Origin of the sequence: Streptomyces sp. HUAS 31 (assembly GCF_028198125.1) — a bacterium.
GTDB classification, from domain to species: Bacteria; Actinomycetota; Actinomycetes; order Streptomycetales; family Streptomycetaceae; genus Streptomyces; species Streptomyces chartreusis.
In genome coordinates this window covers 7,881,325-7,903,984 of the sequence record NZ_CP116353.1, presented here as the reverse complement: position 1 = coordinate 7,903,984, position 22,660 = coordinate 7,881,325, and the positions used below count along the sequence as shown (strand labels likewise).

Genomic DNA, 22,660 nt, shown 5'->3' with positions numbered 1-22,660 from the left:
CGAGCGGGTGACACGACACGCCCCGACGAGCGCGCCGGCCTCTCCCGTCCTCGGGCCGTCCGGGCCCTCTCGCCCCCGGCCCCCACTCACCCCACCCGATCAGTTCAGCAACGCCGCCAGATCCCGCTCGAGCCCCCGCCCCCGCCTGCTGACCACCCCGGCCGCGACGTCCGCCAGCTTGCGGTTCGTGCCCTGTGAGATGCGGCGGAGTACGCCGAACGCGGCGTCGGCGTCGCAGCCGAGGACGTGCATGACGATGCCGCAGGCCTGGTCGACGACGGGCCGGGAGCGCAGGGCGGCGCCCAGGTGGTCCAGCTCGGTGAGCGCGGCGCGGTAGGAGCGGTCGCGGACGATGCAGCTCGCGGCGAATTCGCCGAGCGCGTGCACGGGCCCGTGCCGGGCGTCGTCCAGGGCGCCCGGACGGAAGCTGTAGAGGCTCAGCGTCACCGTCAGGCCGGACCGGCGGAACGGCAGCGTGACGCTGGAGCGCACGCCGGAGTCGAGCGCCAGCGCGCGGTACTCCGGCCAGCGCTCGTCGTGCAGCAGATCGACCGAGTCGACGGGCTCACCGCCTTCCAGGGCGGCCGGAATGGGCCCGTCCCCGGAGCGGAGCTGCACGGCGACGAGTCCGGCCAGGTCGGGGTGGGTGACGGCGGCGGGCCGGTCGGCTCCCGCCTCGGCCACCATGCTGCTGGCGCCGCAGCAGTCGGCGGTGCAGCGCGCGGCCTGTTCGGCCAGGGCCGACAATCTGCGCCCGGGAAGGGCGGCTTCGGCGGACTCGTCTCCCCAGTGACCCACACGGTCGCGAGCGGGCATCGTCAACTCCTCCCTCTCTTCTGCGCGTTCCCCCTCCCGGCCGGGGAAAACGGTCGTAGAACAAGCAGGAACCGGTTGGATCCCCGCTGCCCCGGAACGCGTCGCCGCGAGCTAGGTTCATGCCCATGGAGAAGACGGACGGATTCGGTGAGGAGCTCGCGGATTTCGTGCGCCGCGTCGCTGAATTGAAAACGGCGCGGTCCGTGACGGGAGAGGACCTGCCGACGGTCCTCGACGCGGCCATCTTCGAACTCGACCATGTCGCCGATCAGTTGTGGCCCCGGTACGAGCGGCTGTCCTCGGCCGGGCTGCCCCGTACGGCCTCCGCCGACCGTCAGGAGCAGCATCTGCTGCGGGCGGTGTTCCAGCAGTTCCCGCTCCCGGTCGCGCTGGTGGACCGGGAGGCGGTGGTACGCCGGCTGAACCTCGCGGCGACCGTTTTCACCGGTGTCCGCTCGGGCTATGCGACGGGCCGCCCGCTGTCCGGCCTCCTCGCCCACGCCGACCGGGCCGCGTTCCGTTCGCAGGCCGCCGCCGTGGCCCGCGGCGAGGGCGACCGCAGTCTGACCGTGCATCTCCAGCAGCACCCGTCGGCACCGGTTCACGCGACCCTGACCGCCGTACGTCCGAGCGGGGAGCCGCACCCCACGGTCCTGGTGGTGATGCAGCCCGGCGCGCTCGGGGCTCTCGAACCGCCGACCCGGCCGGCCCCGCAGACGACCCGGGTCCCGGACCTGGCCGAGACGACCCGGCACGCGACGCTGATGGATCTGCTGGACGAGATGACGACGGCCCTGCTGAGCGCACCGCGCGGCGACCGCGAGTCGGTGCTGCGGCGGGCGGCCCAGGTCCTGCACGGCGGCTTCGCCGACTGGGTGATCGCCGACGCCACCGCCTCGCCGATGACGCGTACGGCGGTGCTGGCCCCCTCGCCCGAGGAGGCCACGGCGCTCGCGGCGCAGGATCCGGCCACGTGTCCCCTGGTCACGGAGACGGCGCGCACCGGATCCCCGTCGCTCCAGGTACGTCCGGAGGACCCGGACGCCTTCGGGAGGGACCCGCAGGGTGCCCCCGTACTCGTCCAGGCGAACGTCACGTCACTGCTGTGCGTCCCCCTGACGGCCGGCGGCACCGTGCGGGGCACCCTGACCCTCTTCAGATGCGGGGCCCGGCCCCCGTTCTCCATGGCGGAGGCGAAGGCACTGGACACGATGTCCCGCCACATGTCGCTGGCGGCCACCGAAGTCCCCTAGGAGCGGCCCTCGGACCGTCTCCAGGTGCGGCCCTCAGGCCACATCACTGAGCACTTGTTCCCGCACCCGGTTGCAGCACCGGCTGATCAGCCGGGACACATGCATCTGCGAGATGCCCAACTGCTCCGCGATCCGGCTCTGCGTCATGTCGCCGAAGAACCGCATGTAGAGGATCGCCCGCTCCCGTTCGGGCAGCGCGGCGAGCCTCGGCTTGACGGACTCGCGGTCGACGACGGTGTCCAGCGCGGGATCGGCCGAGCCGAGCGCGTCGCTGAGCGAGTAGCCGTCGTCGCTACCGGGCAGTTCCGCGTCCAGCGACAGGGCGGTGAAGCTCTCCAGCGCCTCCAGGCCGACCCGGACGTCCGCCTCGGTCATGTCCGCGTGCGCGGCGATCTCGGCGTTGGACGGCATGCGGCCGGAGACGGTCTGCAGGTCGTGCACGGCGAACCGCACGCGGTTGCGCAGGTCCTGTACCCGGCGGGGCACGTGCAGCGTCCACATGTGGTCGCGGAAGTGCCGCTTGATCTCGCCGGTGATGGTGGGCACGGCGTAGCTCTCGAAGGCGTTGCCGCGCTCGGGGTCGTATCGGTCGACGGCCTTGACCAGGCCGAGGGCGGCGACCTGCCGCAGGTCCTCGAAGCTCTCGCCGCGGCTGCGGAAGCGTCCGGCGAGCCGGTCGGCCATGGGCAGCCACGCCTCTACGATCCGCCCGCGGAGGGTGTCGCGCTGCGGTCCTTCGGGCAGTGCGGCCAGCCGGCGGAAGTCCTCGGCGGTGTCGGGGGCGTCGTCGTGCGGGTGGTGCTTCGCGCTCACTGGTGTGGGCATGTGCGTCGCAACTCCCTTGGTTGTGCTCTGGCTTGGACGGTCAACCGCGGGAGTGCGGGCGCGCTCCGGTATCGGACACACCCGTGGCGGATCTCGCCGTTCCCACGGACGTGCCTCCTGTCCGAAGCACTGTTCGTCCGCCTGCCCTCACTCACCGTCCTCAAACACTCACGCGGGTTTTCCGCTTGCCGCCGGGGTCACTCGTAGCCCTGCCGCACAGCCCTCGCTCGGAGGGCCGGCCCCCGATCGGACCGGGAGGTCCCGTATGAGCAGCAAAGTCGCCGACCATGTCCTTGAGCGCCTGCGCGAATGGGGTGTGGAGCAGGTCTTCGGGTACCCCGGCGACGGCATCAACGGGCTGCTCGCCGCCTGGGGCCGGGCCGAGAACCAGCCACGTTTCGTCCAGTCCCGGCACGAGGAGATGTCCGCGTTCCAGGCGGTCGGATACGCCAAGTTCAGCGGACGGCTCGGGGTGTGCGCGGCGACCTCGGGACCGGGCGCGATCCACCTGTTGAACGGCCTGTACGACGCCAAGCTCGACCATGTGCCCGTCCTGGCGGTCGTCGGCCAGACGCACCGCACCGCGATGGGCGGCTCGTACCAGCAGGAGGTGGACCTGCACACGCTGTTCAAGGACGTCGCCTCGGACTTCGTGGAGACGGTGACGGTCCCCGAGCAGCTGCCGAACGTCCTGGACCGGGCGATCCGTACGGCGTACGCGCGCCGGGCCCCCACGGCCGTCATCATCCCCGGCGACGTCCAGGAGCTCGACTACACGCCGCCCACGCACGAGTTCAAGATGGTGCCCTCCAGCCTGGACCGCACTTCCTGGACGGCGGTCCCCTCGGAGGACTCGGTGCGGCGGGCCGCGGAGATCCTCAACACCGGTGACAAGGTGGCGATCCTGGTCGGCCAGGGCGCGGCAGGCGCACGCGCCGAGGTGGAGCGGATCGCCGAACTGCTCGGCGCCGGCGTGGCGAAGGCGCTGCTCGGCAAGGACGTCCTGAGCGACGAACTGCCCTATGTCACCGGCGCGATCGGCCTGCTGGGCACCCGCCCGTCGTACGAACTCATGCGGGACTGCGACACACTGCTGACCATCGGATCCTCCTTCCCGTACTCGCAGTTCCTGCCGGACTTCGGCAAGGCGCGCGGTGTGCAGATCGACATCGATCCGCACATGGTCGGGATGCGGTATCCGTACGAGGTGAATCTCGTCGGCGACGCGAAGGCGACGCTGGAGCGGCTGATCCCGCTGATCGCCGCCGAGGAGCGGGGCCGCGAGTGGTACGACACGGTGTGCGACAACGTGGTGCGCTGGCGGGACGTCATGGAGCGGCGCGCGGGGCTGTCGGCCGACCCGATCAACCCGGAGTACGTCACCCGCGCCCTGGACCCGCTGCTGCCCGACGACGCGATCGTCTCCTCCGACTCGGGCTCGGCTGCCAACTGGTACGCGCGCCACCTCACGATGCGGTCCGGCATGCGCGCGTCGCTGTCGGGGACGCTGGCGACGATGGGCTGCGGTGTGCCGTACGCGATCGGAGCCAAGTTCGCTCACCCGGACCGTCCGGCGATCGCCCTGGTCGGGGACGGGGCGATGCAGATGAACGGGCTGGCGGAGCTGATCACGGCGGCGAAGTACAAGCACCTCTGGAATGACCCGCGCCTGGTCGTGGCCGTGTTCAACAACCGCGACCTCAACCAGGTCACGTGGGAGATGCGCGCCATGGAGGGCGCCCCGTCCTTCCTTCCCTCCCAGGAACTCCCCGACGTCGACTACGCCGCCTTCGCCCGCTCCCTCGGCCTGACCGGCATCCGCGTGGAGAAGCCCGAGGACGTCGAACCGGCCTGGCGCGCGGGCCTGGAGTCGGACGGCCCCGCCGTACTCGACTTCCGCACGGACCCGGCCGTCCCCCCGATCCCCCCGCACGCCACCTGGGACCAACTGGAGGCAACGGCCACATCCATCCTGAAGGGCGACCCCGACCGAGGCTCGATGATCCGCCAGGGCTTCAAGTCGAAGATGCAGGAGTTCCTGTCGGGACGGGAGAAGAAGCCCAACTGAACCGGTTCGCCCGACTACTCTGAGTTCCTGCGCGGGAGGGGGCACGGGGGATGGAGTACGGGGCGGACATGGCCGTCGGGGCGGGAAGACCGCGGGTCTTCATCTCCTACGCCCATGACGACCAGCATCACGTCGACAAGGTGGAGACGCTCTACGAGCTGTTGCGCACACAGGGTGGTCTCGACGCGAAGGTCGATCTCTACGCCGGCGTGCAGCCCCAGGACTGGCCACGGTGGATGATGCGGCAGTACGCCGACGCGGACTACGTCCTCGTCGTCGCGTCTCCCGCGTACAAGATCCGCGGTGACCACGAAGAGCAGGACGGGGTGGGACTCGGAGTCTCCTTCGAGGCCACTCTGCTGGGCACGGAGCTCTATGAGAACTACAGAGCCTGGTTCCGGAAGGTCCTCCTGGTCATCCTGCCCGGACGCAGTGAGAGGGAACTGCCCTCGTTCCTGGGAGCCGTGCGAATCAGCCGCTTCCGTGTACCGTCGCTCAACTCGGCGGGCATCGAGCAGCTCGTGCGTTACATGACGGACCAACCCGAGCGCGTCGAGCCGCCGCTCGGTCCGATCCCCGTGTACGGCACCCGCCCGTCCTTGCTGGCGGCGTCCTCGCCGTGCTCCCCCGCCGAAGACGTGGTGACGCCCGCCGCTGCGCCCGCGGGCATGCCGTCGGGCGGGCTGGACGAGGCCGCCTGGCGGCAGTTGGCCGGGCTGCTCAAGGACGTGCGGCCGGAGAGTTGGGCCGGGCAGGCGTACCAGTGGTCCTTCGGAGCCCCGGGCGGTCCGGGACAGGCCGCCGCACCGTACGGCACACCCGAGGGCGACTTGTATGCATGGGCCGAGGATCTGGGCGAGCGCCGTCACGCTCCGGGCGCGGTGCCCAAGCCGGTCGCCTTCGCACACGCCCTCGCGGCCGGTTACGCCGCCGGTGAGAGCCCGGCCGACCAGCAGCGCGCATCGGCGCTGGCCACGTGGGTGAGCCGGTTCCTGGACAGCCGGGAGCTGCCGACGCTGCCCGACGCCCCGGGCATCAAACGCGGTGAGGCGACGCTGACCGTGCGGCTCACGGAGCATCCCCAGCGGCCGGACCGGTACTACGCGGAGATATGGCTGCGCACGACGGACGGTAGACAGCCGCGCCGCCTTCAGCCACCCGAGGACGGGTCGTCGATGGTGGTGGACATGGACGGGGCGCGCGACCTGCTTCAGGAATGCATGCGCAATCTCGCGGAGGCGCTCACCGACGGGAAGCAGGGCCCGGGTACGAAGCTGGAGCGCATCGAGTTCGCCGTCTTCGACGGCCTGCTGGAGGAGGCGTTCGAGCAGTGGCCACTGCAACTTCCCAGGGGGACGCGCTCGCTCGGCAAGCTCTACCAGGTCGTGGTCCGCTGCCCGGACGAGCGCTGCGAGTTCGACCTGCCGCAGTTGTGGTCCCGCCGTTGGCAGTGGCTGACCCGGCGCAACGGCCATGCCGAGCGGCCCACGGCGTGGGTGGCGGAGGAGGACGTCGACAGCCTGGACGAGCGCGTCGGCGAGTGGCGCAGGAACGACCACCCGGTGTGCGTCGCGGTGTCGACGACGCCGGCCCGGTCGAGCGTGTACGCGGCGCTGGACGCCGGAATGCCGATCATCGTCTGGCAGCGCGACAGCCATCGCGGTGACCCCGACGTACCGCCGCTGGATGCGCTGCTGGACCTGCACAGCGTGGCCGACGTGGCGGAACTGCCGGACACGGTGGCGAAGTTGCGCCGGAGCACGAAGGTGCCCGACGCGGCCCGGGCGAGCGTGGTCCTCCTGTGGGACGACCCCAACCACTCGCCGGCCGCGGACCCGTTGAGCGACACGAACCTGATCGCGTGACACGACCGTCCGGCACGCTGCCGGAGACCAACCGGAGGTGCCGTGAAGGACTGGTGGATCTACAAGGGCGACCCGGCGGTGCCGACGCACCGGCACCTCGCCCGGCTCACCGAACACCGGCCGCCATGGCGGGTGTTCGAGGGCGAGATCGACCCGGGCCACATCGTGCCCTCGCTCGACGACGAGCGGTACGCGGCGGACCGTGAGCGCGGGGCGGGCTACCTCGCCGACGACAACGAGATCGACCTCGTCAACACGGCGCTCCTCCTGCGGCGCCCGCTGCTGGTCACAGGCGTGCCGGGGGTGGGAAAGTCGACGCTGGCGTACAGCATCGCGCACGACCTGGGACTCGGTCCGGTGCTGCGGTGGCCCATCACCAGCCGGGCCACGCTGCGCGACGGCCTCTACCGGTACGACGCGCTACGGCGCCTGGAGGACGCCAACCTCGCGCGCATGCGCGCGGCCTCGGACGAGTCACCGGAGGCGGACGAAGGCGACCGGGAGACCGAGGAGGAACGGCCGTCGGACCGGAAGGCGGCTGCGGACGGCATCGGACGCTATCTTCGGCTGGGCCCCCTGGGCACCGCGTTCCTGCCCGCCGAGCGCCCTCGCGTCCTGCTCGTCGACGAGATCGACAAGTGCGACATCGATCTGCCGGGCGACCTGCTGACCGTTCTGGACGAAGGGCGCTTCGACATCCCGGAGCTGGCCCGGCTCGCGGATCACCAGCAGACCATGACCGTGGGAACCGACGATCCCGGCGTACGGGCCCGGATCACCGCGGGTCAGGTGCAGTGCCGGGCCTTCCCCGTGGTCGTCCTCACCAGCAACGGCGAGCGGGAGTTCCCGCCGGCGTTTCTGCGCCGCTGCATCCGGCTGACCATCGACCTGCCGGAGGAGGAGAAGTTGCTGCGCATCATCGAGCGGCGCATCGGGCCCGACGCCGTGGCGACGGCGACCGGCCCTAATGGTCTGATCCGCACGTTCCTGAGTCGGCGCGAGCGCGGTGAACTGGGCACGGACCAGCTGCTCAACGCCGTGCAGCTGCGCCTGGCCGGAGCGTGGACGGCCCCGGAGGAGATCAGGCAGTTGGCAGACGCGACCCTGCAGCCGCTCAGCGGGCCGGACGCGACGTGATCTCCCACCTCCTGGATCTCCTGCGGGAGGGCGGGGTCGAGGACCCCGGCCCCGAGGAACTGGCGGACATCCTCTGGCTCGCCCAGCACGTCCTGGACGGCCGTTCGTCCGGTACCGAGGACGAGCCCGACGCGGAACCGGAGGAGTCCCCGGCCGAGACACCGGAATCCAAGGAGGATCCGACACCACGGCCCGCAGAGCCCGTCGACAGCACCGGCTCCGCTCGCCAGGCAACCCTGCACATCCGGGGCTCCCGCCGGCCTGCGCCACGGGAGCGGCTCGCGGCCCCCGTGCACGTCCCGGCGGAGGCCGCACTGCCGCACGGTCTTGCGCTGACAAGGGCGTTGAAGCCGCTCACCCGCAAGGTGCCGTCCCGCACCGCGTTCGAACTGGACGAAGAGGCGACGGTCACGCGACTCGTGGACGAGGACATCATGGTCCCCGTCCTGCGCCCCGAACCGGCCCGCCGGCTCTGCCTCACCCTGGTCGTCGACACGAGCCCCTCAATGGCTCTGTGGCACAACGAGGTCCGGGAAATCCACCAAGGACTGGCCCGACTCGGCGCGTTCCGCGACATCCGCCGCTGGAACCTCTCCCCCGCCCCCGACGGCTCCGGGGTCGAGGTGCGCCCGCATCCGTCGGTGGGCCGACCGGCCCGCCACCACCGCGAGATCCTCGACCCCACCGGGAACCAGCTCATCGTCGTCCTCAGCGACACGGTGGGCTCCATCTGGCACGATGCGACGGCGGAACGCCTGTTGCTCGACTGGGCGCAGCGCTCCCACGTCAGCCTCATGCATCTGCTGCCCAGCTCGCTGTGGAGCCGCGGCGGCGCCGCACCGACGCCGGTGTCGCTGCGGGTGCCGCAGCCGGGGGCGCCGAACTCGCGATGGGGCCTTGAGCCCTCCCGCCGCTTCGACTCACGTCGCCGACCGGCCCTGGCGGTTCCCGTGGTGGAGCTCGAGCCCGGACCACTGCGCGGCTGGGCCGAGATGACCGCGGGCAGCGGCCACTGGACCCCGACGGCCGCTCTGCTGCTGCGGCACGGAGCGCGGGGACGGCGTCGCGAGAGACTGCCGTCCCACCCGACCCCACCAACCGGAACGACGGACGCGGACGCGGCGATCCTGCGGTTCCGCAGATCGTCGTCGCCCCGGTCCTGGCAGCTGGCCGGGCTGCTGTCGGCACTGTCCACGGTCACCCTTCCGGTGGCGCGGGTGGTGCAGCGGGCCATGCTGCCGGAATCGTCCCGAAGCGAACTGGCCGAGGTCTTCCTCGGCGGGATGCTGCACCGGGCCGAGGGCACGGCCGAGGACGCCGAACACGGCGAGCCGCGCTTCGAGTTCACTCCCGATGTCCGCGACGCACTCCTCAACGCTCAGTACCACAGCGATGTGAGCAGGGTCCTGGAGCTGCTGCGCGACGAGGTGGCGGCCTTCCTGGAACCCCGGATCGGGCATCCGCGCGCTTTCGACGCGGCCCTCATGGGCGTCGACCGCGATCAGGCGACCGTGTCCGTGGCCGGGGAGGCCTTCGCCGCGCCCTCCGCTGCGGGGGTGACACGGCTCGGGCACGCCCTTGCGCCCGCCGGCGGCGAAGGGCCGGGCAGGTGGGGAAGCACCCAACCGTGCGTCCTGATCAGCCATGTGGGCAGGGACCGCGCGTGGGCCGAGTGGGCCGCCTGGCACGTACTGGACGCGGGCTACGAGGCCGTGCTGGACGAGTGGGGACCGGAGCCGGGGCACGACCTGGTCGGCCGGTTGCGGCACGAGCTGGAGCGGCCCGGTACCCGGGTCCTCGCCCTGTTCTCCCGGCACTATCCCGGCCCCGAGCGGCCCCTCTTCCCGAAGGGACTCGACTTTCTCACCCTGGTCGGTGACGTCGTCCCGATCAGCCTCGACGAGACCTCGTACCCTCCGCTCGGCCGGCCTCTGCCGACCCTGTCCGGGCTGGGTGAGCAGGAGGCCCGGGAGGCCCTGCTGCGCGCGGTGCGGAGCCCGTTCGGCGGCCGTGCGGAATTCCTCCCCGCCGGTCGGCCGGGCCGACTGCGGCGGGGAAGGGACGGGGGGCCCAAGCTGCCCGGCACACCTCCGCGGGTGTCGAACCTTCCCGCGCGTGGCTCCGGGTTCACCGGCCGGGAGAGCGAGCTCGCCGACATCCGTGTGCGGCTGGCCCATGAGGGGCGCGTCGCCGTCATCGCCCGGCACGGACACGGCGGGGGCGGACGAAGCAGGCTCGCCGTCGAGTACGCGCACCGCTTCAGTGGTGAGTACGACGTGGTGTGGTGGGTGTCGGCCGACAAGCTCGCGCGGATCCCCGAGCAAATGGAGAGGCTGGCGCTGGTCATGGGTGTGACCCGACCCAGCACCTCGCCGGGAGCCGTCCTGCCCGCCCTGGCGGCCGAGCTGCGTTCCCGGCCCCGCTGGCTCCTCGTCTTCGACAACGCCGACGACCCTGCGGTCGTCACCCACATTCCCGACGGGCCCGGGCACGTCCTGGTCACCTCCCGCGACGCGAACCTGCGGCTGAACATCCCGGCCGTCTCCCTGGACGTGCTGTCGGTCAAGGCATCCGTGGCACTGCTGCGCAGCCGACGGCCGCAGTTGTCCGCGAGGGACGCCGAGCGGCTGGCGGAGGCCCTTGGCCATCTTCCGCTGGCCCTGGAGATGGCAGGCGCCCTGCTGTCCACCATGAGCCTGGAAGTCTTTCTGCGCGGCCTGGCCCGCGAGGTCGCCGGGCAGCCCGGATGGACACCGCCGGTGGTCGCCGTGATCCGACAGAGCGCCCTGCGTCTGCGTCGGCGCGATCCCGTGGCGGCGGACCTGCTCGACGCCTGCGCGCTGTTGCCGGCCACGGAGCCCTTCCCCCTGCACGCCTGCGTCCCCGCAGGGAAGGACGCCTCCCGTCTGGGCCGGGCCCTGGCCGACCTCAGGGCCCGGCAACGGCTGTTGAAGGAGGTGAGTGAGATCGGGCTGGCCCGGGTGTCCGACGGCACTCTGCAACTGCATCAGCTCACCAAGGCCGTTCTCCGCGGGGATCTCTCCGCCGACGAGCGTCGCCGGGCCGCCGGTGACGCCGGTCGGCTGCTCTCCTCGGCATTCCCCAGTGGAGTGCCCGACCCCGCGACCAGGGCACACTGGCCGGCCCTGCTGGCCCATCTGCTGGCCGTCGCCCCCCGGGATCTCACGACGTCGGCAGCCCGGCAAGCCGCCGGTGAGGCCTGCCGCTACCTCTACGACCGGGACGAGACCGAGATCGTCCTGCGTCGGCTGCGGGAACTCCACGAAGGCTGGACGGCTTCGCTCGGGCCCGACCACCGGGACACCCTGCGCGTCGCGTCCCACCTCAGCGTGGTCCTGGCCGAGGCGGGACAACTGGAGGAGTCCCGGGTCCTGGCGGAGGAGACGTACGAGCGTCGCCGCCGGACACGCGGCGCCGATCATCCGCGCACGCTCACCGCGGCCTCCCATCTCGCCGACCGCCTGGCACGGCTGGGACTGTCGGGGAGAGCGCTACGGCTGACCCAGGACATCCACGAGCGTCGCCGCCGGACTCTCGGGGACGATCACCCGGACACCCTGCGCACTGCGTCCGTCCTCGCCAGGCGGCTCGCCGAGAGCCTGCGGCCGGGCGAGGCGCAGGGCGTGGCGGAGGAGACGTACGGACGTCAGCAACGGGTCCTCGGCATCCACCACCCCGACACCCGGCGTACCGAGTCCGTTCTCGCCGCCCTACGGCATGGCGGACCTGATAGCGGTCAGCCCGAGGCGTGACGGCTCACTGTCGGGGCCGGCGGTGCGGTCGGGTCGAGGGGGTCCTGCTCCCGTGGCAGCAGGAGGTCCTCGTACCGCCCCAACGCCAGCACCACGCCGAGCATCAGTAGCGGGAGAAGCACGGTGAGCAGTGCCATGGCCTGGGTCCTTCCCCGGATCGTTCGTGGGGGGTACCGGTCCGGGTCACCCTCCTTCCGGGATGCAAACCCCCGTGTCGGTCCTCTCTCATCGGGTACGCGGACCGCAGACCCGAAGATCTGGAGGGAGTCATGCAGCGAGGCAGTGACCGGCTGAGCGTTCACCGCGACGACGAGATGAAGCACGAACTCCAAGGGCTGCTGCGGTCCGGACATCCGACCCGGACCGAGGAGTGGCACGATCCGGAGCCGTCCGCCGAGGACGACCCGCAGGTCGCGGGTGGTCCGGTGGCTCCGGGGACGTCGGCGGCGTCGCTGGCGACGGTACGGCTGGAGCTCGCGCGGTTCCTCGGCCGAAGCGCCTTCCCGGCGACCCCGCGGGACCTGATCCGCGAGCTGCGCCGGGGGTACGCGCCCGACGCCCTGGTCGAGTCGTTGGAGCGGCTGTCGCGAACGTCGCACTATGCAAACGTCCAGGAGCTGGCCGAGGCCGTGACCGGCGAGGAGCGACAGACCGCCGCCCGGCGCAGGAGCCGGTAGCACGAGATGGGCGCACAACGCCCCGCTTCGGACACATGAGTGCGCGGGCGTTCAGCGTCCTCCGGCGGTCGACCGGGGCAACCGGTCGACCGCCGGTGCCGGTTCCGCGGTCGCGACGGCAAGGCCGGCGCACGACGTAGTCACGAGGCCCCTCACAGGGTCGCGGAAGGACACTGAGACATCATGCGTATCGCTTTTCTGACCGCCCCCGAGGGCGTCGAGCAGATCGAGCTCACCGACCCTTGGCAGGCGGCGGTGGACGCCGGGCACGAGCCGGTGCTCGTGTCGACGAAGCCGGGCACGATCCAGGCGTTCCACCATCTCGACAAGGCGGAGAAGTTCCCCGTGCAGGAGGTCGTGGGCGAGACGTCGGCCGGCACCTTCGGCGCGCTGGTGCTGCCCGGCGGGGTTGCCAACCCGGACTATCTGCGGATGAACCGCAAGGCCGTCGCCTTCGTGCGGGACTTCTTCGACCGGGGCCTGCCGGTCGCGGCGATCTGCCATGCGGCCTGGACGCTGGTGGAGGCGGACGTCGTACGGGGGCGGGTGCTCACCTCATGGCCGAGCCTGCAGACCGATATCCGCAACGCCGGCGGTTCCTGGGTCGACGAGCAGGTACGGATCTGCGACCACGGCCCGAACGCGCTGGTCACCAGCCGTAGGCCGGACGACCTGAAGGCGTTCTGCGAGACGTTCCTCGAAGTGTTCGCCAGGGAGTCGAGGGCGACCGTGCGAGAAGGGCGGCCGTTGTAGGAAGCCACGCTCACATCGGCGGCGTCGCCCCGCCCGGTGCCCGGTCGCGGGCGCCCTCGCGGGTGCGGCCCGAGGCCACCGTGCGGCGTGGGTTGCGGCGCAGATACTCGCCCTCCAGCTGCGCCATCCGTTCGTTGTGGGCCCGAAGCGCGTCGTTCGAGCCGTACAGCAGCGTGTCGTGGCGCGTCCGGTGGATGTTCTCCAGCTCCTTCATGAGCTGTTGGTCGTCCAGCCGGCCGGGGTCGACTCCGGTCATGGTGGTGCCCCGCTCGTCGTGTTCAACCATGCGGTCCCTGTACCCGCCCGTGAGCACGGGCCCGCGGGCGGTGTACGGGAGACAGCCTTGGGTCTCGCCTTCTGCATCCACTGTACGAACAGCGGGGTCCCCGGGCCTCCGTGCGTGTCGGCGCATACCGGGCGCACGGCGGACAGAGCCCGTACGCGGCGCCCGACGGCCCGGGGCGCGATCTTCGCCCGTGCGGGTGAGACCGGCCTGTCGTCGTCGACGGGCACCGGGAGTGACGGGCCGTGCGCGAACGGCTGCCGCACAGGGCGGTCGGGGCGGCGCGCCGTGCCGCACGAGCCGGTCGAACCGGCGCGCGTGCGTCATCGCGCCCGCTCGACCCTCCGCTCGTCCCACACCGGCTCCGCGGTCTCCCGCACCCGTCCGTCGCTGCCGAAGACCAGGTAGCGGTCGAAGGAGCGGGCGAACCAGCGGTCGTGGGTGACCGCCAGTACCGTGCCCTCGAATGCCTCCAGCCCTTCCTGGAGCGCCTCGGCGGACTCCAGGTCGAGGTTGTCGGTGGGCTCGTCGAGGAGCAGGGCCGTGACGCCCTGCAGCTCCAGCAGGAGGATCTGGAAGCGGGCCTGCTGGCCGCCGGACAAGCGGTCGAACGTCTGCTCGGCCTGCTGGGTCAGCTCATAGCGGCGCAGCCGGGACATCGCGGCGCCCCGGTCCTGGGCGTGCTCCTTCCACAGGATGTCCAGGAGGGTCCGGCCGAGCAGCTCGGGGTGCGCGTGGGTCTGGGCGAAGTGCCCGGGCACGACCCGCGCGCCGAGCTTCCACTGCCCGGTGTGCGCCACGTCGTCGCCGGCCAGCAGCCGCAGGAAGTGCGACTTGCCGGAGCCGTTGGAGCCGAGGACCGCGACCCGCTCGCCGTAGAAGACCTCCAGCGAGAACGGCTTCATCAGGTTCGTGAGTTCGAGGCTCTCGCAGGTGACGGCCCGCACTCCGGTGCGGCCCCCCTTCAGCCGCATCCGGATGTCCTGCTCGCGCGGCGGCTCCGGCGGCGGTCCCGCCTCCTCGAACTTGCGCAGCCGGGTCTGGGCGGCCCGGTAGCGGGAGGCCATGTCGGGGCTGTTCTCTGCTGCCTGACGGAGTGTCAGTACGAGTTTCTTCAGCTGCGCGTGCTTCTCGTCCCAGCGTTTGCGCAGCTCCTCGAAGCGGGCGAACCGGGCGCGGCGGGCCTCGTGATAGGTGCCGAAGCCGCCGCCGTGCACCCAGGCGTCCGCCCCGGCCGGCGAGGGCTCCACCGACACGATCTTCTCGGCCGCGCGGGCCAGCAGCTCCCGGTCGTGGGAGACGAAGAGGACCGTCTTGCGGGTCTCCTTCAGACGCTCCTCCAGCCACCGCTTGCCGGGCACGTCGAGGTAGTTGTCGGGCTCGTCGAGCAGCAGCACCTCGTCGGTGCCGCGCAGCAGCGCCTCCAGCACCAACCGCTTCTGCTCACCGCCGGACAGGGTGCGCACCTGCCGCCACTGCGCCTTGTCGTACGGCACGCCGAGCGCGGCCGTGGTGCACATGTCCCACAGCGTCTCGGCCTCGTACCCGCGCACCTCGGCCCAGTCGGAGAGGGCCTGCGCGTACTTCAGCTGGGCGGCCTCGTCGTCGACGGTCATGATGGCGTGCTCGGCGGCGTCGACGGCCTGCGCGGCCGCGCGGATCCGGGGCGGCGCGACCGACACCAGCAGATCGCGGACGGTCGTCTCGTCCCGTACGGATCCCACGAACTGGCGCATCACCCCGAGACCGCCGCTGACCGTGACGGTGCCGCCGTGCGGTTTCAGCTCCCCGGAGATCAGTCGCAGCAGGGTCGTCTTGCCGGCGCCGTTGGGTCCGACCAGCGCCACGATGGCCCCCTCCCCGACACGGAAGGACACGTCGCCGAGCAACGCCCTCCCGTCGGGGAGGTAGTACTCGAGGTGCGCGGCTTCCAGATGTCCCATGGAGCGGATTGTGCGGGCCGCCTCGGAGCGCGGGCAAACCGTTATCCGCGGAGGCGGGCGAGAAACCGCCCCCGGGCCTCCTTCGGCCTCCACGACAGGGCCTCCACGACAGGGCCTCCACGAGCGGGGTTCTACGAGAGGGCTGCTACGCGAGACGGGCGGCTACGAGACGGCCGCTACGGCAGGTCCTCCTCCACGGTCTGCCCGGCCGGTCCGCTCTCCCCCGTCGACGCCACGACCGCGCCCGCCCACGACAACGCCTTCCACCCGTCCTCGGGCGAACCCTCCAGGACCACCACGCCGGTGTTGTCGAGCGGATGCGCCCCCGCGAAGGCGACGTCGACATTGGCCACCCGGGCCGCCGTCCACATACGGATCGCGGCGCCATGGCTGACCAGGGCGACCGTCCCGGCCCCGCTGCCGGCGGCCTCGGCGACCACCGCGTCGTAGCGCGCGAGTGCCTCCGCACCGCTCTCGCCGCCCGGCATGCGCAGCTCCGTGTCGCCCGCCGCCCAGGCGAACACCGTCCTCATGTAGACGTGCCCGGCCTCCGTGTCGCCCGGCAGCATCTCCAGGTCGCCCGCGAACACCTCGCGGATGCCGGCGCGGACGATCACGTCCAGGCCGCGGGCGGCGGCCAGCGGGGCGGCGGTGAGCTGGGTGCGAACGAGGGTGGAGGCGTAGATCGCCTCGATGTCCTCGCCGCTCAGAGCGGCCGGCAGCGCGGCGGCCTGCCGTTCGCCGAGCTCGGTGAGACCGGGGCCGGGGACGGCGGTGTCGAGGAGGTAGTCCACATTGGTCGGGGTCTGGCCGTGGCGGACGAGCAGCATGCGCATCTACGGGTTCCTCCGTGTGTCGGTCACCGTCGGCCGGACAGCAATCGGCCACTTCAGGGTACCCAGCCCTGTATGAGCCCAGACGTCGACCTCACCGTCCTCAAGCCCGGCCGGCACGCCCTGCGCGACCGGTTCCTCTCACTCGACTCGCGGCTGTTCGAGTTCGCCGCCGAGCAGCACTGGCCGTACGCCGAGCGGATCCTGCCGCGGCTGAGCCGGAGCGCGAACCACGGGCTGCTGTGGTTCGCGGCGGGTGCCGTCATCGCCGCCAGCCGTACGCCACGGGCCCGCCGGGCCGCGGTGCGGGGCCTGGCCTCGCTGAGCCTCGCCTCGCTGACCATCAACACGGTCGGCAAGCGGTCGGTGCGCCGGACCCGGCCCACGCTCGATCCCGTCCCGCTGGTCCGGCAGCTGAAGCGGCAGCCGATCACGACCTCGTTCCCGTCCGGGCACGCCGCCTCGGCGGCCGCGTTCGCCACCGGTGTCGCCCTGGAGTCGCCCGCCTGGGGCCTGGCGGTGGCGCCGATCGCCTGGTCGGTGGCGCTGTCGCGGGTGTACACCGGCGTGCACTTCCCGAGCGATGTGCTGGCGGGCGCGGCGCTGGGGGCGGGCGCCGCCTTCGCCGTACGGGGCATGGTGCCCACGCGTGCCCGGCAGGTCCCGCCGGCCCGGCCCCGTACGGACGTCCCCGCGCTGACCGAGGGGGACGGCCTGATCGTGGTGTCCAACAGGGCGGCGGGCACCTCCGACCGGGTGCACGCCCTGCTGGACCTGCTGCCGCGTGCCGAGCTCGTCGAGTGCGAACCGGCGGACATCGCGGCCGAGTTGGACAAGGCGGCGGCCCGCGCCCAGGTGCTCGGGGTGTGCGGCGGCGACGGCACGGTGAACGCGGCGGCCGAGGTGGCGCTGCGCCACGATCTGCCCCTGGCCGTGCTGCCCGGTGGCACGCTGAACCACTTCGCCCTCGACCTGGGTGTGGAGAGCGAACGCGATCTCGGCCGGGCCGTCCAGCGCGGCGAGGCGGTGCGCGTGGACGTGGGCCGCTTCAGGTCCGGTGCGCAGGAGGGGCTGTTCCTCAACACGTGCAGTCTCGGCGTGTATCCGGAGCTGGTGGTCGAGCGCGACCGCTTCGCGCCCCGGATCGGCGACTGGCCGGCCGGAGTGGTGGCGGCGCTGCGCGTGCTGCGCCGGGACCGCCATCCGCTCCAGGCCGAAGTGGCGGGCCGCTCGCACCCGTTGTGGCTGCTGTTCGCCGGGAACGGCACCTACCACCGGCTGGGCCTGGCGCCCGCGCGCCGGCTGAACCTCGCGGACGGGGTGCTCGACGTACGGGTCGTGCACGGCGGCCGGCGGCCCGCGCTGCGCCTGCTCGCCGCGGCCGTCGCGGGGCCGCTGACCCGCTCCCCCGCGCACGCGGCGGTCCAGGTCGGCCGGCTGCGGCTGACGGGCGTCACTCCGGGGGCGCTGCTCGCCTACGACGGTGAAGTCACCGAGGTGGGCGGCGAGGTGACGCTGGAGAAGCTGCCGGAGGCACTGACGGTCTACCGTCCGCTGACCGGCTCCTGATCCGCTTCCGACACCCTGTCGGTCCCCATTGTCAGTCCACACTGTCTGCCCACACCGTCTGTCCACATTGCGAAACGGAGGTCTCAGCATTCGACATGCGGGCGTACGGTGTCGAGTACCGCCCGGCGGCGCCGCGCGCTCCGTGAGCCGGTACGACGAGACGAGGGGATCAGGCATGTCGAAGGCACAGCCGGACGGACACTCCAAGGCGCGGGAGACCGCCGTCTACACACACGGGCACCACGAGTCCGTGCTGCGTTCGCACACCTGGCGCACCGCGGCCAACTCGGCGGCCTACCTGCTCGACTCGCTGAAGCCGCACATGCGGATCCTGGACGTCGGCTGCGGCCCGGGCACGATCACCGCGGACCTGGCCGCCCTGGTCCCGGACGGACAGGTCACGGGCGTCGACCGGGCGCCGGGGATCCTGGAGCAGGCCCGGGCCACGGCAGCCGGGCGGGGTGTGCCGAACGTCGACTTCGCGGTGGCGGACGTGCACGCCCTGGATTTCCCGGACGAGACGTTCTGCGTGGTCCACGCCCACCAGGTGCTGCAGCACGTCGGCGATCCGGTGGGCGCGCTGCGCGAGATGGCGCGAGTCACCAGGCCGGGCGGCCTCATCGCGGTCCGCGACTCCGACTACGGGGCCATGTCCTGGTATCCGCCGTCCCGCGGCATGGACGACTGGCTGGATCTGTACCGCCGGGTCGCCCGCGCCAACGGCGGTGAGCCGGACGCCGGACGCCGGCTGAAGTCCTGGGCACTGCAAGCGGGGCTCACCGACGTCACGGCGACGTCGAGCACCTGGACCTTCTCGACCGAGGAGGAGCGGGCCTGGTGGAGCGGGCTGTGGGCGGACCGCACGCTGGCCTCGGCGTATGCCGAGCGGGCCACGGAGGGCGGGCACGCGACCGCCGAGGAGCTGCGGGCGGTCTCGGCGGCCTGGCGGGAGTGGGGGCGGCGCGGCGACGGCTGGTTCAGCGTGCTGCACGGGGAGATTCTGTGCCGGAAAGAAGCCTGAACGGCGAATTATTGGTAACTCGTCGAGCAGGAGGTTGAACTATGATTCCTATTCTGCTCGTGCTGCTGCTGGCACTGATTCTGTTCGGTGCCGGATTCGCGTTGAAGGCCCTTTGGTGGATCGCGATCGTGGTTCTCGTCGTATGGCTTCTGGGATTCGTGATGCGTGGCACGACCACGGCAGGGGGCAGGGGACGCTGGTATCGATGGTGAGTTGATCCGCTTCCCGAGTGGAATTCACTCCCTGGGAAGCAGCGGTCCGAGCGGCCCGAGGTCCAGATTCAGGTCCTCGGGCCGCAGCCCGTACCGCTCCCGGAGTTCGGCCATCCGGTCCTCCAGCAGCATCAGCGTCAGCCCGATCCGCTCCTCCTGCTCCTCGTCCAGTTCGCCCGTGTCGAAGCGGCGCAGCGCCTGGCGTTCCATGAGCTGGCGGAGCAACTCGACGACCGTCAGGACGAGTTTCACGAGGTCGCGTTCGACCGTGTCGGGGTCGAGGTCCAGCCGGTTGCGCGGTGACGTCATGTCAACTCTCCCCAGGGCGACGGGACCTGCTCGTTGACGGAGCTGATCAGCGCGTTCAGGTCGATGCGCACGAGGTCGACGTCGGCGATGCGCAGGGTGATGTCGCCGGTGACGACGACGCCCCCGGCGAGCAGCCGGTCGAGCAGGTCCACGAGCGCGACCTCACGGCGTTCGACGACGGTCACCGGTCCACCTCCGACTCCTCTGCGAACTCACCGGTGAAGGAATACGCCGCCCACGGCCCGGTCAGTTCGACCCGGATTCCGGGGGCGTCGTCCTTCTCCCGGTCCACGAGTTCCACGAATTCCTCGGAATCCGCGCGCGGCACCAGATAGGCGGCATTGAGCACGTTCTGTCCGGACGCCCCGGAAAGCGCGGCGCTCTGCGGGGCGTGCAGCCGGGCCTCCTCACCGAAAGCGGAAAGCGTCTCGTGCAGCCGGCCCGCGAATTCCGTGGCCCGCTGCCACACGTCCTCGTGGGCGCGTGTCTGCATTCGGCGCCGGCGCAGATAGTCACGGCCCGACCCCGCCGCGTGCTCGGGCGGGCCGGGCGCGGTGGGCTCGGCGGCTTCCGCGGGCTCTCTCTCCACGAACACCTTGACGCCCCACTCCACCCGGCCCTCCAGCCGGTCAAGGACGCGCAGGAAGTCCTGCTCGCGCGCCTCCATCATGGTCCGTACGCCGCTGTCGTCCCGGAAGACCGTGCCGAGTCGCAGCGGCAACGGCGTGGTGACGGCGGTGAGCGCGTCGATGACCTGCTGATGGGCGCGGGCCGTGACGGTGAGCCAGTCCAGGTCCTCCAGGTGGGCGCGCAGCGGCGCCTCGGCGAAGTCCGCCTCGGGCACCGTGCTGACGACGGCGACCAGGCCGTGGTGGGTGAGCTGCTTGGGCGGCGCCCCGGCCACCCCTGTCAGCTGCGCCTGGAGGGCGGAGCGAAAGGGGCGGCACACGGCGTAGACGTAACGCAGAGCGGTCATGGGGCCTCCTCCTGTGCGCGGGCGCCTTCCCTGGCGGGCTCCAGCTGCTCGAGCCGCTCCAGTCGCTCACGCAACTCGGCGTTCTCCCTGGCCAGTTCGTTGCGGCGGGCGCGGGAGGACAACGCGGGGTCGTCCTCCCACCAATCGATGCCCATCTCCTTCGCCTTGTCGACGGAGGCCACGATGAGGCGGAGCTTGATGGTCAGGAGCTCGATGTCGAGCAGGTTGATCCGGATGTCGCCCGCGATCACGATGCCCTTGTCGAGCACCCGTTCCAGGATGTCCGCGAGGTTGGCTCCGCTGCCCTGGCTGTAGGGCTCGGGCAGCCTGCTGGACATGGTCATCGCCGGCTCCCACTGCCTGCGTACTCGTCCTCGTCCTCGTACTCGGCGTCTGCTTCGTCCTCGTACTCGGGCTCGTCCTCGTACGCGTCCTCGGGCTCCTCCTCGCCCTCGCCGTCCTCGCCGTCCTCGGCCTCCTCGTCCTCCTCGTACTCGTCCTCCGGCTCGTCGTCGGAGTACTCGGCGTCCTCACCCTCCTCGCGGTTCTCGGCGCCCTCGCCGTCTTCGTCCTCGTTCTCTTGGTACTCCTCCTCGTCCTCCTCCGCGACCGCGTCCTCATGGGTGCGCACGACCTCGCCGTCGCGGATCTCGCCGCGCCAGCCGTCCTCGGCCTCTCCCTTGATGGTGATGAAGCGGACGAAGTTCTTGAGGTCGAGTCGGGCCCGGCGGCCCTGGGCGCGCCAGATGTTGCCGGTCTTCTCGAAGAAGCCCGAAGGGTAGTACTCGATCACCAACAGGACGCGGGTGAGGCTGTCGGCGAGCCGGTGGAAGGAGACGACACCCTTCGTGGTCCCCTTGGCACCCTCCGAAGTCCAGGCGATCCGGTCGTCCGGCAGCTGCTCGGTGGTGTGCGCCTTCCAGCTCCGGTTGGACCAGAACACCTTCAGCTGCCAGTCGGAGGTCGTGTCGTCGGCGCGGTTCGCGCTCTTCACGCCCTTGGCGAAGGTGCTGAAGTCCTGGTACTGGGTCCACTGGTCGTAGGCGGTGCGCAGCGGCACGCCCACGTCGATGTGCTCGATGATGACCGTGGGCTTCTTGCCCGCCCCGCCCTTCTTCTTGCCCTTGCCGCCCCCGCCGAGGTTCTTGAACGCGTTCACGACGTTGTCCTTCGCGCGGGTTGCGCCGAGTTCCAGCGCGCTGCGCAGCGGCCCCTTGCCCTCGGCGAGCTTGCGCCCGCCGTCGAGGGCGAGTTGTGCGAAGCCCGGGCTGTTGCCCTCGGCGATGTCGTTCAGCTTGCCGGTGGTCTCGCCGAGCTTGCGGCCCGCGCCGGTCAGCAGACGCGTGGCCTGCGCGGCGAGGTATTCCTGGAGTTCTGCCTTGAGCCGGTCGGCCGCCTCGCTGTTGGCCAGGCCGGACAATGGCTGTTTCGCCGCCTTGCCGGCCGCGGAGCCCGCGGATCCGAGTGTCTCGGTCATGACCCGTCACCACCCTTCGACCGGCGTGCCCCGGCCGTCTGCCGGGCCGCCGACCTGGCGGCGCCGCCGGTCCGCTTCGCCGCCGTCTTCTTCCTCGGCGCCGACTGCTTCGCGGGGGCCTTCTTGGCCGCCTTCGTCGCGGTCTTCTTCGCCGCCGGCTTCTTGGCCGCGGCCTTGCGGGCGGGCCGCTCACGCTCCTCGTCGTCCGTGGAGTCCTGCGCGGACTCCTCCGGCTCGTCGTCGCGGTCCTCGCCGTCCTCGTCCTTCGCACCGAGATCCGGCGTCGGCACCGCGCCCGTCAGCTGCTCGCGCACCTCGGCGGTACGTCCATGCAGCCGGTCGGCGAACGCGTCGAGCTGCCGCTCGACCATGGCGCCCGAGGCGGCCTGGCCGACGCCGCGCAGATCCTCTCGGAGCTGGTCCCCGATCTCCTTGAACTGCGGGTTGTTCTTCAGCTGCCCGGAGACCATGTCCATGATCCCCTGCGGGGTCAGGTTCAGCCGTTTGCCGGCCACCAACGTGCCCAGCGCGAACGCCAGTTTCATCTTCTTCGTACGTCCGAGGACGTATCCGGCCCCTATCGCGAGGCCCAGTCCAACTCGGTTCATCATGCCGTCCCGTCACTGTTCCCATAGCCTGCGCGCAGGCCGATCTCGAGCCGGTCGAGAAGTTCGTCCTCCTGACGGTCGAACTCCTCCTCGTCGATCTCGCCCGCGGTCAACCGCTCCTCCAGGCGCGCCAGTTCGGCGCGCACGGCACTCGGGTCGTAGTAGATGCGTTCCGCTTCGCTCAGCACCTGTCTGATCACCCATCCGCTGCCGCGCACCGGGGCGAACGGCAGCAGCAGTACCTCTCCGATCAGTCCCATGA

The 22,660-nt window shown here is 71.5% G+C and carries 23 protein-coding genes; 10 read left to right on the top strand and 13 right to left on the bottom strand.

Annotated features, from left to right (window positions below):
• Positions 1-99 precede the first annotated feature (99 nt).
• Positions 100-816 (bottom strand): ANTAR domain-containing response regulator, encoded by a 717-nt coding sequence (locus tag PGH47_RS35035; RefSeq protein WP_271666743.1) that lies wholly within the window; start codon positions 814-816, stop codon positions 100-102.
• A gap of 125 nt (positions 817-941) precedes the next feature.
• Between PGH47_RS35035 and PGH47_RS35030 the strand changes: the two genes are divergently transcribed.
• Positions 942-2,069 carry a GAF domain-containing protein gene (locus PGH47_RS35030; RefSeq protein WP_271666742.1) on the top strand — a complete coding sequence of 376 codons (1,128 nt, stop codon included), beginning with the start codon at positions 942-944 and terminating at the stop codon, positions 2,067-2,069.
• A 33-nt stretch (positions 2,070-2,102) separates the two neighbouring features.
• On the opposite strand, the gene PGH47_RS35025 is transcribed toward PGH47_RS35030, so the two are convergent.
• The gene (locus tag PGH47_RS35025; RefSeq protein ID WP_271666741.1) at positions 2,103-2,894 is read right to left on the bottom strand and encodes an RNA polymerase sigma factor SigF; all 792 of its coding nucleotides are present in this window, start codon (positions 2,892-2,894) and stop codon (positions 2,103-2,105) included.
• Between the two features lie 265 nt (positions 2,895-3,159).
• Here PGH47_RS35025 and PGH47_RS35020 point away from each other — a divergent pair, with 265 nt between their 5' ends.
• From PGH47_RS35020 to fxsT, 4 genes are read left to right on the top strand one after another with little or no spacing between them, the layout of a single operon-like run.
• The gene (locus PGH47_RS35020) at positions 3,160-4,962 is read left to right on the top strand and encodes a thiamine pyrophosphate-requiring protein (protein ID WP_271666740.1); all 1,803 of its coding nucleotides are present in this window, start codon (positions 3,160-3,162) and stop codon (positions 4,960-4,962) included.
• 50 nt (positions 4,963-5,012) lie between these two features.
• Positions 5,013-6,827: a VMAP-C domain-containing protein gene (locus tag PGH47_RS35015; RefSeq protein WP_271666739.1), complete on the top strand. Its 1,815-nt coding sequence runs from the start codon at positions 5,013-5,015 to the stop codon at positions 6,825-6,827.
• A 42-nt stretch (positions 6,828-6,869) separates the two neighbouring features.
• Complete coding sequence (locus PGH47_RS35010) at positions 6,870-7,964, top strand: AAA family ATPase (protein ID WP_271666738.1); 1,095 nt, start codon at positions 6,870-6,872, stop codon at positions 7,962-7,964.
• Positions 7,961-11,737: an FxSxx-COOH system tetratricopeptide repeat protein gene (gene fxsT / locus PGH47_RS35005; RefSeq protein ID WP_271666737.1), complete on the top strand. Its 3,777-nt coding sequence runs from the start codon at positions 7,961-7,963 to the stop codon at positions 11,735-11,737. Before PGH47_RS35010 ends, fxsT begins: the two co-directional genes overlap by 4 nt.
• Here the strand turns inward: fxsT and PGH47_RS35000 are convergent.
• Complete coding sequence (locus PGH47_RS35000) at positions 11,722-11,874, bottom strand: hypothetical protein (protein WP_271666736.1); 153 nt, start codon at positions 11,872-11,874, stop codon at positions 11,722-11,724. The two genes, fxsT and PGH47_RS35000, sit on opposite strands and share 16 nt — an antisense overlap.
• A gap of 132 nt (positions 11,875-12,006) precedes the next feature.
• On the opposite strand from PGH47_RS35000, the gene PGH47_RS34995 reads away from it, so the two are divergent.
• Both PGH47_RS34995 and PGH47_RS34990 read left to right on the top strand, forming a co-directional pair.
• Positions 12,007-12,414 (top strand): DUF2795 domain-containing protein, encoded by a 408-nt coding sequence (locus PGH47_RS34995; protein WP_271666735.1) that lies wholly within the window; start codon positions 12,007-12,009, stop codon positions 12,412-12,414.
• A gap of 183 nt (positions 12,415-12,597) precedes the next feature.
• Entirely contained in the window at positions 12,598-13,167 is a 570-nt protein-coding gene (locus PGH47_RS34990; RefSeq protein ID WP_271666734.1) for a type 1 glutamine amidotransferase domain-containing protein, read from the top strand.
• 10 nt (positions 13,168-13,177) lie between these two features.
• On the opposite strand, the gene PGH47_RS34985 is transcribed toward PGH47_RS34990, so the two are convergent.
• From PGH47_RS34985 to PGH47_RS34975, 3 genes are all read right to left on the bottom strand, one after another.
• On the bottom strand, positions 13,178-13,453 hold the full coding sequence (locus tag PGH47_RS34985) for a DUF6158 family protein (RefSeq protein WP_271666733.1): 276 nt from the start codon (positions 13,451-13,453) through the stop codon (positions 13,178-13,180).
• Between the two features lie 320 nt (positions 13,454-13,773).
• Complete coding sequence (locus tag PGH47_RS34980) at positions 13,774-15,393, bottom strand: ABC-F family ATP-binding cassette domain-containing protein (protein ID WP_030956367.1); 1,620 nt, start codon at positions 15,391-15,393, stop codon at positions 13,774-13,776.
• Between the two features lie 176 nt (positions 15,394-15,569).
• Positions 15,570-16,229: a histidine phosphatase family protein gene (locus PGH47_RS34975; protein ID WP_271666732.1), complete on the bottom strand. Its 660-nt coding sequence runs from the start codon at positions 16,227-16,229 to the stop codon at positions 15,570-15,572.
• A gap of 72 nt (positions 16,230-16,301) precedes the next feature.
• Between PGH47_RS34975 and PGH47_RS34970 the strand changes: the two genes are divergently transcribed.
• The 3 genes from PGH47_RS34970 (at position 16,302) to PGH47_RS34960 (ending at position 19,028) form a co-directional block, all read left to right on the top strand.
• The gene (locus tag PGH47_RS34970) at positions 16,302-17,795 is read left to right on the top strand and encodes a bifunctional phosphatase PAP2/diacylglycerol kinase family protein (protein WP_271666731.1); all 1,494 of its coding nucleotides are present in this window, start codon (positions 16,302-16,304) and stop codon (positions 17,793-17,795) included.
• Positions 17,796-17,970: 175 nt separating this feature from the next.
• Positions 17,971-18,816, top strand: a complete 846-nt coding sequence (locus PGH47_RS34965; protein WP_271666730.1) for a methyltransferase domain-containing protein — start codon at positions 17,971-17,973, stop codon at positions 18,814-18,816.
• A gap of 41 nt (positions 18,817-18,857) precedes the next feature.
• Positions 18,858-19,028: a hydrophobic protein gene (locus PGH47_RS34960; RefSeq protein WP_107908017.1), complete on the top strand. Its 171-nt coding sequence runs from the start codon at positions 18,858-18,860 to the stop codon at positions 19,026-19,028.
• Positions 19,029-19,052: 24 nt separating this feature from the next.
• On the opposite strand, the gene PGH47_RS34955 is transcribed toward PGH47_RS34960, so the two are convergent.
• From PGH47_RS34955 to PGH47_RS34925, 7 genes are read right to left on the bottom strand one after another with little or no spacing between them, the layout of a single operon-like run.
• Positions 19,053-19,337, bottom strand: coding sequence for a gas vesicle protein K (locus PGH47_RS34955; RefSeq protein WP_107908016.1), 285 nt, complete (start codon positions 19,335-19,337; stop codon positions 19,053-19,055).
• Positions 19,334-19,522, bottom strand: a complete 189-nt coding sequence (locus PGH47_RS34950) for a gas vesicle protein (protein ID WP_030953078.1) — start codon at positions 19,520-19,522, stop codon at positions 19,334-19,336. The genes PGH47_RS34955 and PGH47_RS34950 overlap by 4 nt, the downstream gene beginning before the upstream one ends.
• Positions 19,519-20,313 (bottom strand): GvpL/GvpF family gas vesicle protein, encoded by a 795-nt coding sequence (locus tag PGH47_RS34945; RefSeq protein WP_271666729.1) that lies wholly within the window; start codon positions 20,311-20,313, stop codon positions 19,519-19,521. Before PGH47_RS34945 ends, PGH47_RS34950 begins: the two co-directional genes overlap by 4 nt.
• Entirely contained in the window at positions 20,310-20,657 is a 348-nt protein-coding gene (locus PGH47_RS34940; protein WP_271666728.1) for a gas vesicle protein, read from the bottom strand. Before PGH47_RS34940 ends, PGH47_RS34945 begins: the two co-directional genes overlap by 4 nt.
• Complete coding sequence (locus PGH47_RS34935) at positions 20,654-21,790, bottom strand: SRPBCC family protein (RefSeq protein WP_271666727.1); 1,137 nt, start codon at positions 21,788-21,790, stop codon at positions 20,654-20,656. Before PGH47_RS34935 ends, PGH47_RS34940 begins: the two co-directional genes overlap by 4 nt.
• Entirely contained in the window at positions 21,787-22,398 is a 612-nt protein-coding gene (locus PGH47_RS34930; RefSeq protein ID WP_271666726.1) for a DNA primase, read from the bottom strand. Before PGH47_RS34930 ends, PGH47_RS34935 begins: the two co-directional genes overlap by 4 nt.
• Positions 22,398-22,658 (bottom strand): gas vesicle protein GvpG, encoded by a 261-nt coding sequence (locus PGH47_RS34925; protein ID WP_030953067.1) that lies wholly within the window; start codon positions 22,656-22,658, stop codon positions 22,398-22,400. Before PGH47_RS34925 ends, PGH47_RS34930 begins: the two co-directional genes overlap by 1 nt.
• Positions 22,659-22,660 lie beyond the last annotated feature (2 nt).